14 protein-coding genes and 1 tRNA gene are annotated in these 12492 nt (G+C 66.2%); 9 read left to right on the top strand and 6 right to left on the bottom strand.

Annotation, left to right across the window (positions count from 1 at the left end; translation table 11 throughout):
- The first annotated feature begins 109 nt into the window (after positions 1-109).
- From AC1D1T_RS07790 to AC1D1T_RS07780, 3 genes are read left to right on the top strand one after another with little or no spacing between them, the layout of a single operon-like run.
- Complete coding sequence (locus AC1D1T_RS07790; RefSeq protein ID WP_477991720.1) at positions 110-2479, top strand: hybrid sensor histidine kinase/response regulator; 2370 nt, start codon at positions 110-112, stop codon at positions 2477-2479.
- 10 nt (positions 2480-2489) lie between these two features.
- Positions 2490-2885: a nuclear transport factor 2 family protein gene (locus tag AC1D1T_RS07785; RefSeq protein WP_477991719.1), complete on the top strand. Its 396-nt coding sequence runs from the start codon at positions 2490-2492 to the stop codon at positions 2883-2885.
- A 6-nt stretch (positions 2886-2891) separates the two neighbouring features.
- Entirely contained in the window at positions 2892-3320 is a 429-nt protein-coding gene (locus AC1D1T_RS07780; RefSeq protein ID WP_477991718.1) for a hypothetical protein, read from the top strand.
- Between the two features lie 12 nt (positions 3321-3332).
- On the opposite strand, the gene AC1D1T_RS07775 is transcribed toward AC1D1T_RS07780, so the two are convergent.
- A complete protein-coding gene (locus AC1D1T_RS07775) occupies positions 3333-3752 on the bottom strand; it encodes a hypothetical protein (RefSeq protein ID WP_477825774.1) in 420 nt (139 codons plus the stop codon).
- 253 nt (positions 3753-4005) lie between these two features.
- Between AC1D1T_RS07775 and AC1D1T_RS07770 the strand changes: the two genes are divergently transcribed.
- Positions 4006-4776 carry an NYN domain-containing protein gene (locus AC1D1T_RS07770; RefSeq protein WP_477825773.1) on the top strand — a complete coding sequence of 257 codons (771 nt, stop codon included), beginning with the start codon at positions 4006-4008 and terminating at the stop codon, positions 4774-4776.
- A 151-nt stretch (positions 4777-4927) separates the two neighbouring features.
- Here AC1D1T_RS07770 and AC1D1T_RS07765 read toward each other — a convergent pair whose 3' ends face one another.
- Together AC1D1T_RS07765 and AC1D1T_RS07760 are read right to left on the bottom strand one after the other, a co-directional pair.
- Positions 4928-6097 (bottom strand): hypothetical protein, encoded by a 1170-nt coding sequence (locus AC1D1T_RS07765; RefSeq protein WP_477825772.1) that lies wholly within the window; start codon positions 6095-6097, stop codon positions 4928-4930.
- A 25-nt stretch (positions 6098-6122) separates the two neighbouring features.
- Entirely contained in the window at positions 6123-6707 is a 585-nt protein-coding gene (locus AC1D1T_RS07760; protein WP_477991717.1) for an MltR family transcriptional regulator, read from the bottom strand.
- Positions 6708-6775: 68 nt separating this feature from the next.
- Here AC1D1T_RS07760 and AC1D1T_RS07755 point away from each other — a divergent pair, with 68 nt between their 5' ends.
- Both AC1D1T_RS07755 and AC1D1T_RS07750 read left to right on the top strand, forming a co-directional pair.
- On the top strand, positions 6776-7039 hold the full coding sequence (locus tag AC1D1T_RS07755) for a hypothetical protein (protein WP_477825770.1): 264 nt from the start codon (positions 6776-6778) through the stop codon (positions 7037-7039).
- 80 nt (positions 7040-7119) lie between these two features.
- The gene (locus AC1D1T_RS07750; protein ID WP_477825769.1) at positions 7120-7479 is read left to right on the top strand and encodes a site-specific integrase; all 360 of its coding nucleotides are present in this window, start codon (positions 7120-7122) and stop codon (positions 7477-7479) included.
- Positions 7480-7567: 88 nt separating this feature from the next.
- Here AC1D1T_RS07750 and AC1D1T_RS07745 read toward each other — a convergent pair whose 3' ends face one another.
- The 3 genes from AC1D1T_RS07745 to AC1D1T_RS07735 all read right to left on the bottom strand — a co-directional run bounded on the left by AC1D1T_RS07745 (position 7568) and on the right by AC1D1T_RS07735 (position 9633).
- On the bottom strand, positions 7568-8572 hold the full coding sequence (locus AC1D1T_RS07745; RefSeq protein WP_477825768.1) for a hypothetical protein: 1005 nt from the start codon (positions 8570-8572) through the stop codon (positions 7568-7570).
- A 119-nt stretch (positions 8573-8691) separates the two neighbouring features.
- Positions 8692-8779: transfer RNA gene (locus AC1D1T_RS07740), tRNA-Ser, on the bottom strand.
- A 35-nt stretch (positions 8780-8814) separates the two neighbouring features.
- Positions 8815-9633 (bottom strand): symmetrical bis(5'-nucleosyl)-tetraphosphatase, encoded by an 819-nt coding sequence (locus AC1D1T_RS07735; protein ID WP_477825767.1) that lies wholly within the window; start codon positions 9631-9633, stop codon positions 8815-8817.
- 110 nt (positions 9634-9743) lie between these two features.
- Here AC1D1T_RS07735 and AC1D1T_RS07730 point away from each other — a divergent pair, with 110 nt between their 5' ends.
- The 3 genes from AC1D1T_RS07730 to AC1D1T_RS07720 all read left to right on the top strand — a co-directional run.
- Entirely contained in the window at positions 9744-11045 is a 1302-nt protein-coding gene (locus AC1D1T_RS07730) for a hemolysin family protein (protein ID WP_465111102.1), read from the top strand.
- Positions 11042-11812: a SapC family protein gene (locus AC1D1T_RS07725; protein ID WP_477828666.1), complete on the top strand. Its 771-nt coding sequence runs from the start codon at positions 11042-11044 to the stop codon at positions 11810-11812. The genes AC1D1T_RS07730 and AC1D1T_RS07725 overlap by 4 nt, the downstream gene beginning before the upstream one ends.
- Before the next feature lie 13 nt (positions 11813-11825).
- The coding region (locus tag AC1D1T_RS07720; protein WP_477991716.1) for a lyase family protein at positions 11826-12492 on the top strand (667 nt) is incomplete at its 3' end.

Below are 12492 nucleotides of genomic sequence, written 5' to 3'. Positions count from 1 at the left end.
CGAGTCCGGCATTGACAAGCCGATGCATCGGCACATCATTCTCGCCAGCAGGGGACGTCTCTCCGCTCGAACGGAGAACCAGGAGAAGGCGAATGCGCGAGGCTGAGCGATGAAGATCGCCACGCGACTCAACCTGATCTCGCTGGCGGCCATCCTCGTGATGACCGCTGCGGTGCTGGGTGCTGCCGTGTTCTTTCTCGGCGCGGCGGGCGGGGCCGGGTTCATGGGCGCGATCGGGGTCATCGCCTTCGCCGCCTTGTGCCTGAACGCGATCGCGGCCGGCCTGTTCGGGCGCTGGCTGTTGCGCCGCATCGGTGCGACGCTGGACTGCGTGCGGCGGATCGAGCAGGKCGATGTCTCGGCGCGCATCGATCACGGCGGGGCGGCCGACGAGATCGGCGCCTTGCAGCGCAGCATCAACGCGATGGGCGAGTGCATCGAGCAGCGCGCCCGGGAGCAGATCGAGACGCAGGAGGCGCTGCGCGCCAGCGAGGCGCGCGTGCGCCGGGTGGTCGAGTCCAGCATGATCGGCGTGTTCTTCTGGGACACCACGGGTGCGATCACGGAGGCGAACGATGCCTTCCTGGAGATCATCGGCTACGCCCGCGACGACCTGCACGCCGGCCTGGTGAACTGGGCCCGGCTCACGCCGCCGCAGCAGGCCGATGCCGACCAGAAGGCCATCCAGCAGCTGCGCGACACCGGCCGCTGCCAGCCCTACGAGAAGCACTACATCCGCAAGGACGGGAGCCTGGTGCCGGTGCTGATCGGCGGGGCGCTGCTGAGCGACTCGGTGCACCAGGGCGTGGCCTTCATCGTCGACCTCACCGAGCGCCGGCAGGCCGAGACCGACCGCCAGGCGCGCCGCGAGGCGGAGGCGGCCAGCTCGGCCAAGAGCGAGTTCCTGGCCAACATGAGCCACGAGATCCGCACGCCGATGAACGCGATCCTCGGCATGTCGTACCTGGCGCTGCAGAGCGGGCTGAACCCGCAGCAGCACAACTACATCCAGAAGGTGCACGGCTCGGCGGAGTCGCTGCTGGGCATCATCAACGACATCCTCGACTTCTCGAAGATCGAGGCCGGCAAGCTCGAGATGGAGACGATCGCGTTCAGCCTCGGCGACGTGATGGACAACGTGAGCAACCTGCTGGGGATGAAGGCGGACGAGAAGGGCCTGGAACTGGTGTTCGCGGTGCCGCCGCAACTGCCGGCGGTGATGGGCGATCCGTCGCGCCTGGGGCAGGTGCTGCTGAACCTGGGCAACAACGCCATCAAGTTCACCGAGCGTGGCGAGGTGGTCCTGGCCATCGGCGTGATCGAGCGGGACGAGGTCTCGGTGCAGCTGCGTTTCGAGGTGCGCGACACCGGCGTCGGCATCGACCGCGAGCATCAGCAGCGCCTGTTCGAGGCGTTCACGCAGGCGGACGCCTCGACCAGCCGGCGCCATGGCGGCACGGGCCTGGGGCTCGCGATCAGCCGCAACCTGGTGCGGCTGATGGGCGGCGAGCTGGCCGTCGACAGCGAACCGGGCCGTGGCAGCCGCTTCCACTTCAGCGTGCACTACGACCTGCAGAAGGGCGCGCCCGCCCAGCCGCCGGCGTTGCGCCGGGACGGCCTGCGTGGCAGCCGTGCCCTGGTGGTGGACGACAACGCCAGTGCGCGCGACGTGGTCGCCGCGATGGTCAGCGCGCTCGGATTGACGGCCGATACCGCCAGCGACGGCCGGGACGCGCTGCGCCGGCTGGAGCTGGCCGACGCGGGCGACGCGCCCTACGACCTGTTGCTGCTCGACTGGAAGATGCCCGGCATGGACGGCATGGAGTGCGCCCGCCTGCTGTCACGGTCTGCCGGGCGGCGCCACCCGCTGCCGATGGTGCTGATGCTGACGGCCTTCAGCCGTGCCGACGCGCAGCAGCGGCTGGTCGAGCAGGCGCTCGCGGTCAGTGCGCTGCTCACCAAGCCGGTCACGCCGTCGACGCTGCTGGATGCCTGCAGCAAGGCGCTCGGCCTGGCGGTACACCATCCAACGCGCCTGGTGCAGCGCGAGGAAGACCTGGCCCGGCACCGGGCCGGCCTGAGCGGCGCGCGCATCCTGCTGGTGGAGGACAACCCGATCAACCAGGAGCTGGCGCTGGACGTGCTGCGGCGCGCCGGCCTGGTCGTGAGCGTCGCCAACGACGGCCAGGAGGCGCTCGACATGCTGGAGGGCGAGCCGTTCGATGGCGTGCTGATGGATTGCCAGATGCCGGTGCTGGACGGGTTCGCGGCGACCCGGGCGCTGCGCCGGCAGCCGCGGCTGCAGGACCTGCCGGTCATCGCGATGACGGCGAATGCGATGGTCGGGGATCGCGAGAAGGTGCTGGCTGCGGGGATGAACGACCACATTGCCAAGCCGATCAAGGTCGAGGAGATGTTCGCGACGCTGGCGCGCTGGGTGCGGCCGGCCGAGCCGGCGGCGAAGCGCGGTTCGGCGTGACAATGCCGGCATGCCGAATCCCGCTGCCGTCGACACCGTCCAGGCGTTCTGGCGCCTGATGGCGACGAACGATTTCTTTGCCGTGGCGCAGGTGCTGGCGCCTGGCTTCGTGCTGGAGTGGCCGCAGTCGAACGAGCGCATCCGCGGCGCGCAGAACTTCGCGCAGATGAACACCGAGTACGCCGCCCACGGGCCGTGGCGCTTCGCGATCAACCGGCTGGTGGGCGGGCAGGGCGAGGCGGTGTCGGACGTGTCGGTCACCGATGGCGTGCAGTCGGCGCGCGCGCTCAGTTTCTTCACGGTGGAAGACGGGCTCATCACGCGGCTGGTGGAGTTCTGGCCCGAGCCGTATGCCGCGCCCGCGAACCGGGCGCACCTGGTCGAGCCGATCGACCCTTCGAAGTGAGGCCTTGTGTTCAAGCTGCTGCTGCGTTGCCTGTTCTTCATCGGTGGTGTCGTGCTGCTGAGCGACACCGCACTGCCGCTGCGCGATGAAACCCTGCGGGTCGACCAGCACACGAGCCACGTCAACGATGGTGAGTCGGCGCGCCGCGACAACCGCTCCGGCGACACCAGCTACACGCTGCACCTGGTGGGCGGGCAGGTGGCGAGTTGCTCGGTCGGGTATGCGGCGTACCAGCGGCTGAAGGATGGCGATGCGATCCAGGTGCAGGCGACGCGCTTGCTGCGCCAGTGCGTGCACATTGCGCGCGACGGTGAGCTGGTGGAGTCGAACCGGCACTGGCGCTGGATCGCGATGGTGATCGGCGGCGTGCTGATCGCGCTGGCGATCGGGTGGCTGCGGGCGGATGACGAGGATGGGAGCATCAGCCTGGCGTGAGGCGTATCGGCGTCACGGGCCGACGGAATCGGGTGCACTCGATGACGGTGTGGTGCTACGGCTGACCTGCGACAGCCCTGCGACGAGCATGCCCAGCGCCAGCGCGCCGAGGCCCCATGCCACCCCGGCGAGCGACATCGTGACCTTGAGCCAGAAGGCGCCGCCGACGCACAGCGATCCGCCGAGGACGACGAGGACCTTGCGCCACATCGGCAGCGGCGACAGGGCCGCGATGAGGGAATCGATGGCGCTGCGGTCCGCTGGAACGATCCCCGGTCTGGCCGCTGTTGCTTTGGAGGCGCGTGCTGCACCGATCTGCTTTCCCGTGGCGCGAGCGGGGAAGCCGCAGGCTGCGCAGAGATCGGCGCGCGGTGGATTGGATGCGTCGCAGGCGAAGCATTGCCATGCATAGGAGCGTTCTGAGTTCGACAAGGGGAGCCTTTCCCGCAAAGTCCCTGGCGAGGCCATCTGGTTTCATCCGACGTTTGAATACTGCTCACACGGTACGCCGTCATGGTTGCCGCCCAGGCGATTCATTGCATTGTTCCGCCATATTTTCAGTGGCATCGCATATCTGCTTCTTTCCCTTGGCTAACATGAGCGCCAACGCCGTGGCCTTTGAGCCGCACGACCGCTGGCAGGTCGTCTTGCGAAGGCTGGACAACAATTCGGCGGGGGAGGCAGCATGCAATCGACTTCAGTGGAAATTGACGCCAAAGTCGCAGTACTGGTCGACTGCGAGAACGCAGACCCGGACATCCTCGACTACGCGCTGCGGGTGGCGGCCCAGTTCGGGCGCGTAGTGCTGAGGCGGGGTTTTGGCAGCCACGCCGCCTTGGCCAACAAGTGGCAGACCGTTCTCGTTCAGCAAGCCTTCACCCCCTGCCTGCAGTACGCCTATGCCCCCGGCAAGAACACCTCCGACATTGCGTTGGCGATGGACGCCATCGAGGCACTCTTTGACCAGCGGGCCAGCACCTTCTGCCTGGTCACCAGCGATTCTGACTTTGCCGGTCTCTGCCGCAAGCTGCGCGAGCGTGGCGCCACAGTGCACGTGATCGGCGAGACGAAAACGCCGGAAGCGCTGCGCAACGCCAGCGACCAGTTCTTCCAGTGGATGCCGCCTGAGCCGGCAGATGCCTCGCAGGCGGCACCTCAAGCGACCAAATCGGCCGTGGCGCCAAAGCCCAAGCAGCGGCCGAAGTCGATTGTCACCGCCGTCAAACTCCTGGCGGCAGATTCGCCCGACGGACGCGTCCACGTGGCGACCCTCGGCTCGTACTTGCGGCGCGCTGACCCATCCTTCTCACCCCAAACCTATGGGCATGCGGGGCTGGTCAACATGCTGAAAACCTACGATCTGCTCGATTTGCGTCAGGAGCCCGGCGGGCACTGGACCGTGGCTCTGGCCGTGCCGCCCACCGAGATGGCAACGGCAACCGACAGGTCGGCCTGAGTCCTGTTTCATCAGCACTTGCCAACGATCAAATTCACCTGACTCTGCGATGCCACTCACTCTCTCCCAACTCGAACTGATTGGCTGTACTTTCATTGGAAGCTAGCGGAGGCGGTTTTTGCCCGGCCACGGCTCATCCTGGCGCTTGGCATCACACTGTCCCGTTGCTGGGGTCGTCGACTTTCGCCTTCGCACGCGCAGCCTTCTTGGCATATGCTGGGTCGAATGACGTGATGGGTTTCAGCTTCAAGTCGAATGGCTTGTACTTCCCTTTGAACTGTGGCTCACCGGGCAGTCGTGCGATGTCCCTCCAATAGCTCGGTTCGAGCCTTTCGTCCTTGCGGGGCGTCCTAATGCATCGGGCAATGATCTGTCCGCACGTTTCGTCCAGTAGGTGGGTGTTCTTGTAGTCGCTAGAGCACGACGACAGGAGTTGGAACAGCGCRCTCAGGGCCGCGGTTGCCTCCGTCAGGTCGGGCTGGGCGCCGCTGTGGATGAATTCATTGCGCGCCTTGCGCGCCTGGTTGAGCAGCCGGTAGGTCTCGGCCTCGATGAGGCCCTTCTGAAAGAGAAGTTCGATTCGTGCGGACGTGGTCCAGACGCGATAGTCCTTAAGGAATCCACTGCGATTTGGGATCGCATCCGCCTGGACCTTGGCCTCCACCTCAAGCCGCCATATCCTGCTCACTACCTGTTCAATAGACGTCCAAAGGCAGGTCAGCGATTCGGCGAGCGCGCCTGCGACATAGTGGGTGGTGCCGGCCAGCGCAATCTCAGGGCTAAGGGGCTCGCACGTCGAGAGAATGGAGCGGCCGCGCTGAATGGCCTTCTCTAGGGCGGCGATGGTGATTGGCACGCGATCAAGCAGCACAATGTTGTCGGTTACGCTGGCGCTCCGGTCGCGTAGCGCGGAATGCAATGCCGTGTTCCGGCTGCCGCGACTCAGCAGGCGTATGTAGCCAGTCTTGAACAGCCACCCGGAGCAAATGTCAGAGGGTGCCGCGCCTTCCGTGTAGACACCGCCCAGCAGCATCTCCAGGAAGACCCGGTTGAAAATTCTGAGCGCGACATCCGCCTGTGAGAACTCTGGAAGGGCTGGCATGGCCAAGGTCCCATCGAAGCCCACGAGCATCATGTACGGAGCCACGTTCCCGTCGATGAAGCCGCTCGCGCGATTGAGCTTCAGATAGTCGTACGTCGAACGGTTGATGTCTTGCAGCGTGGGTTTCCAGCTGTCCCGGCCGTCCTTCGCTATGAGCTTGAGGGGCGCGCTAACCGCCATCACAAGCGGGGTTCCCTCGGGCCTGTTTGACTCGGTCATTGTCATGCTCTCCTGTGCGCAGACGTCATCGAACGTACCGAGGACCGTAGGTCGGCTTAGGCGGCGTGGTCGCTAGCCGAAAGCTGACATCGGGAGCTTTGACGGCCTTCCCCTCTTCAATACGAGTGAAGAATAGGTGCAGCTCGACACAGCAACTCGTCATGGTCTCGCGGAGACGGTCCTTCGGGCCTCCAGGGATTGACTGCCGGTCGAATGTGTAGCCCGACAACTGGCCGATCATTGCCGCGATGTCATTCCTCTCCAGGGAGACCCCTTCCCAGTTGTGCGCGAACTGGTTGCGCACCTTCCGCAGAATCTCCATGTCTCTGAACTGCTCCTCTGTTGCGAGGCCGAAGGCATAGACGGCCTTGATGCGGGCACCCAAGGTGCCAAGTGGTGCATTGAAGCCTTCTACGAGTTCCCGGGTGGCCTTGCAATCTCGGAAGTAGGCAAGCAATAGGCGGCCCAGCGTGTCCTCCAGGAACGTGGCGAGCGATAGCACCAGGGCGCGCTCGTCGTGGTCTCTGAGTAGTCGCATGAAGCGATTCAGGTTTTTGAGCGATCCCTCTTGCTCCTCTAGCGGGAGCTGTTCCGATGCCGGTTCTGTCACGCGGACCTCCTTGGGGTTGTATGCGATCAGTCTATTTCGACTAGTCGGACCGGCTAGGTGGTTCCTCGGTGGAAGCTCAAGAGGAATCCTGCCTGTCTGACCTGTCGATGCTCGTTGACTCCGCCTCGTTGAAAGAACACCCCGTGAGCTGGCGGTTTTTCTCGATTGCTGCGCGTAGCGGCATGGGGGTCCTGGCGCGCTATACGAGAGTGGAGGTCATTGAATTGCTTTTGGCGACCTTCGCATCTTCGTTAGTGGTAGTTGTTTCCTCTCTCTTGCCCGGGCATTCGCGTCCGGGCTTTTTTGCGCTCGGCTCAACGCTCGATCACTGACGCGCTCTGCGGCGACAAGGGCTGTTCGCAACGGCGCGCTCTCGGTCAAGCAGGGCAAGACCAACAAGAAGCTGCGCATCTTGCTCAATGAGGGGAGCGCCCGCACCGAGTTCGGCCAGCTCATCGACCGCATCAAGAACCGCGAGGGGAAGGTGGCCAGCATGTTCATGATTACCACTTTGTCGGCTCGGCCGCTCAACCAGTGGACCTTGCGCACGCGGTTTGACGATGCTCGGGCGACTGCTGTCAAGGCGGCAACGGAGGCTGATGACAAAGACCTGGCCTCACGCATCCGCGCGTTCCAGTTCCGCGACATCCGTCCGAAGACGGCCAGTGAACTGCCTGTCGAACACGCCAGCAAGCTGCTCGGCCACACTCAGCAGGAGACTACCGAAAGCGTGTACCGGCGTCTGGGCGAAACCGTCGAGCCGACCAAGTAGGCAACATCCCACTCTCGAACGGCCCCACTCTCGGGGTCGTTCTTTTCGCGGTGTCGCACATGATCCCCGTGGGGCCTGATGCTGAGGCCTAGAACGGGATTTCGTCGTCTAGGTCATCGAATGGATTCGACGACGGCGGCAACGCGCCTTTGGGTAGCGGTAGATTCGTGACGATGAACAGGTTCAGGATGTCGTCCCTGTCCATGAACATGACCTGGGAGCGCTTGGTCGCATCGAGCTTGTTGCCGAGCCAATTGCGCGCCTGCTTCGTAATCTCGCCACCGGCGACGATGAAGGCGTGGTCCACGAGGACACGACGATTGAGTTCGGGGTCGAAAATCTCGTGCCCGAGCATCATGCTCACTTGGTTATGAATCTCGGCTACGTTGGCTGAGCCGTCCTTGCCAACGCCCGCCGAGTCGAGCTTCCCCTTCTTGGCCTGTATCCCGAAGTAGAGGACGTGAAGTGTTGGCAGGGTGTACTTCATCCATACGTCTTTGCCGTACTCCAGGGCCTTGTCCTTGTGGCCCGCTGCCGTGATGCGGTGGAAGCCCAACTGGCGGAACAGGGGCAGCAGCAACTCCTCGATGAGCTCGTCCTCGGAGCACTTGTTCAGGTACGCCGTGAGTTGCTCCCGGCGCTCCAGCTCTGCCGGCGTCATGGGGCGATGGGGGTTCGCCAGTTGGACCACGCTCTTGGTAGGCAAGTGCCGAAGTTGACCGACACCACTCTCGTCGTAGAACGCTTCCCAGCCTTCCCGGGCGAGGACCACGTTCAAGGCAGCAAGTGCCTTGCTGCGATCCGGGTCAGCCTTCTGAGCTTCGCCCTTGTCGAGCACCGCGCGAATGATCCGTATGAAAGCATCGGGCGGAACAGCTGGGCCTGAGTGGGGCAGAGCTAGTACCTCCTCCAGGCGGGCAGCCACCCAGGCCCAGCGCGTGGACCCGTCATGGATGAAGTCCAGGTCGCAGTCCTCGAAGAACTCCGTGATGAACATGCTCGACCGGTATCGGAAGTAGCTGACCTCCGACGGGGTAGCGTCACCGCAGATGATGTGTGCGAGTTCCCGGAGGTTCCTGTTCTTCCACTTCATGCCGCTACGTTGCCCCTGGCTGCCGCCGTGAAGCGAAGGGCGGGTGCGTCGGCATGGTCGCATGCCTGTGCGGCCGCGGGACTTGCCTCCGTGCTCGTCAGCCTTCCCGATGGTGTTGTTGGCGGAAGCGGTGGGATTCGAACCCACGGACAGTTGCCCGTCGCTGGTTTTCAAGACCAGTGCCTTAAACCGCTCGGCCACGCTTCCTGAAGAAGGCCGCGATTGTAGTCCCGGCGTTCCGGTCAGCCGGGCTGCTGCGCCTGCTCGCAGTCCACCTGCACCACCTCCGGCGTGGCCGCGAGCCGCACCGCCGTGAGCCGCCCGCCCCACACGCACCCGGTGTCCAGCGCCATCAGGTCCGGCCGGATCGTCAGCCCGAGCGTCGACCAGTGCCCGAACGCGATCGGCACCCCCGCCGTGCGGCGCTGCGGTGCATCGAACCACGCGAACAGCCCCGGCGGCGCGGCGTCCGCCGCCTCGGTGCTTGCCATGTCCAGCGTGCCGTCGGCGGCCACGAAGCGGATCCGCGTCAGCACGTTCACCGCGAAGCGCAGCCGGTCGGCGCCCTGCAGCGCCGCGTCCCAGCGCGCCGGCTCGTTGCCGTACATCACCTGCAGGAAACCCGCCAGGTCGTCGCTGCGCAGCCGCTGCTCCACCTCGCCGGCCAGCGCCAGCGTCGTCGCCAGGTCCCACTGCGGCACCACGCCGGCATGCACCATCAGCCAGCCATGCGCGTGCACCGCCATCCGCTGGCGGCGCAGCCAGTCGATCAGCGCGCCGCGGTCCGGCGCGTCCAGGATCTCGCCCAGCGTGTCGCGCCGCCCCGGCTTGCGCACCCCGTGCGCCACCGCCAGCAGGTGCAGGTCGTGGTTGCCCAGCAGGCAGGTGGCCGACGACCCCAGCTGCTGCAGCCGCCGCAGCGTGCGCAGCGAGGCCGGGCCCCGGTTCACCAGGTCGCCCAGCAGGTACGCGTGGTCGCGCGAGGCAGAGAAGCCGATCTTCTCGAGCAGGCGCTCCAGCGGGTCGCAGCAGCCCTGCAGGTCACCGATCAGGTAGTTCATCGCCGGGATTCTGCCCGCCCACCCCGTCACGGCCCCGCCGGCGCCATCTGCTACCCTTGCGGCCTTCGTCGTTTTGCGCGTTCCGGGCCGGGCCCCGGCAGCGTGCTTCCATGGACATAGCGCTCCTCGCCTTCCTGATCATCCTCAACGGTCTGTTCGCCATGTCTGAAATGGCGCTCACCGCCAGTCGCAAGGCGCGCCTGCAGGTCATGGTGGAAACCGGCGACGAAGGCGCCCGCGCCGCGATGGACCTGCACGAGAACCCCACCAAGTTCCTGTCCACCGTGCAGATCGGCATCACCTCGATCGGCGTGCTCAACGGCATCGTCGGCGAGGCCGCCTTCTCCGAGCCGCTGGCCGCCTGGATCCATCTGACATTCAACATCCACGAGAAGGCCTCCGGCATCACCGCCACCGCCCTCGTGGTGATGTGCATCACCTTCCTCACGATCATCTTCGGCGAGCTGGTGCCCAAGCGGCTCGGGCAGATGTATCCCGAGAACGTGGCCCGCCTGGTCGCGCAGCCGATGGAATGGCTGTCGATGGCGGCGCGCCCGTTCGTCAAGCTGCTGTCGTTCTGCACCGAGGGCACGCTGCGCCTGCTGGGCATCCGCGGCGGGCCGAACCGTTCGGTGACCGAAGAGGAGATCGCCGCCAGCCTCGAGGAAGGCCTGGACGCCGGCGTGATCGAGGCGCAGGAGCACCAGATGGTGCGCAACGTGTTCCGCCTCGACGACCGGCAGGTCGGCTCGATGATGATCCCCCGCACCGAAATCACCTGGCTCGACGCGTCGGCCGGCCTCGACGACGTGCTGAAGGTGATGGGCGACCAGGAGCACTCGCGCTACCCGGTGTGCCGCGGCAGCCTGAGCGACGTGGTCGGCGTGATCTCGGCGCAGACGCTGCTGCAGCAGATGCTGCAGGGCCGCCCGCTCGCGCTGACCGAGGGCCTGCAGGCGCCGGTGTTCGTGCCGGAGACGCTGTCGGGCATGGAGCTGCTCGAGCAGTTCCGCGCGTCGTCGGCCCAGCTTGTCTTCGTGGTCGACGAGTACGGCGAGGTGCAGGGCGTCATCACCGTGCGCGACGTGCTGGAGGCGATCACCGGCGAGTTCACGACGCCGGCCGACGGCGAAGCCTGGGCGGTGCAGCGCAACGACCAGAGCTGGCTGTTCGACGGCCTGATCCCGGTGCCCGAGCTGAAGGACCGGCTGTCGCTGAAGGAGTTGCCCGAGGAAGACCGCGGCCGCTACAACACGCTGGCCGGCATGATCATGTTGTTGTTGGGCCGGCTGCCCAAGACCGCCGACACGGTGGACTGGGAAGGCTGGCGTTTCGAGGTGGTCGACCTGGACGGCAAGCGTGTCGACAAGGTGATGGCCACCGCCTTGCCCCCTGGAGCTGAAGTTCAATGATCACTGCCCTCTACAAGAAGCCCGCGCTGCTCGACCGCACGCGCCATGCCGGCAAGCACGTGCTGCCGCTGGACGTGTCGGGAGCCGCCGGCATGAACGCGCTGTTCTGCACCTTCGGCGAGTTCGTCGAGGCCGGCAAGGACTACCCGATCCTGTTCGTCAACAGCGGCACCACCGCAGACGGCAGCCCGCAGCTCAACCCGGCCGTGCTGCTCGGGTTGACGGTGGGCGAGAACCTGTTCGTCGAGGGCACGCAGTGGGTCGGCCGCTACATCCCGGCCGCGCTGCGCTGCTACCCGCTCGGGCTCACGCGCTTCCCGCGTGCCGACGGCACCGGCGACGAACTCTCGGTGGTCATCGATGAAGGCTACCCGGGCCTCGTCGACGGGCCGCAGGGCACGCCGCTGCTCACCGCCGCCGGCGAGCCGACCGAGACCCTTAACAACGTGATGAAGCTGCTCGAGCTGTACGACCAGGAAGCGCAGCGCACCCCGCTGTTCTGCGAACGCCTGCGCGAGCTCGACCTGCTGAAGAGCATGCGCGCCGAAGGCACGCTGGACGACGGCGAGACCTTCTCGGTCGACGGCTTCCTCGTGGTCGATGAAGACAAGCTGCGCGCGTTGCCCGATGCCCAGGTGCTCGAGCTGTACCGCAACGGCATGCTGCCGCTGATCTACGCCCACCTGGCCTCGCTGACCTGCCTGCAGCGGCTGAGCGATCGCAAGATGCAGCGGAAGGCCCAAAAGGCGCAGGCGGCCGCCGCCTGACCGGAGCGCGGTGATGTCGACGGGGCAATCGGTTTTCGAAGGCTTCCTGTCGACGCCCGAGATGTCGGCGGTGTTCTCGCCGGCCTCGGTGCTGCAGGCGATGCTCGATTTCGAGGCGGCGCTCGCGCGCGCGCAGGCCGCCGAAGGCCTGGTGCCGGCCGCCGCCGCCCAGGCGATCGCCGGTGTCTGCAAGGCCGAGCTGTACGACCTGGGCGCCCTCATCGACGCGAGCGGCCGGGCCGGCAGCCTGGCCATTCCGCTGGTCAAGGCGCTGACGCAGGCGGTCGGCCTGTTCGATGCCGATGCGGCCGGCTACGTGCACTGGGGCAGCACCAGCCAGGACGTGATCGACACCGGCCTCGCGCTCACCACCCGCCGCGCACTCGCGCTGGTCGACCGCGACCTGGGCGCGCTCGCTGCCGCGCTGCTCGCGCTGGCACGGCAGCACCGCGGCGTGCCGGTGCTGGCGCGCACGCTGATGCAGCCGGCGCAGGTGGTCAGCTTCGATTTCAAGCTGGTGGCGTGGATCGCGCCGCTGCTGCGCTGCCGGCAGCGGGTGCGCGCGGCCGGGCTGCAGGCGCTGCAACTGCAGCTGGGCGGCGCGGTGGGCACGCTTTCGGTGATGGGCGAGCGCGGCCCGGCCGTCGCGCACCGGGTGGCCGAAGCGCTCGGCCTGCGGC

This window comes from Rhizobacter sp. P2_H3 (assembly GCF_056403355.1).
The sequence above is the reverse complement of the archived record's forward strand: the minus strand, read 5'-3'. Positions and strand labels throughout refer to the sequence as shown.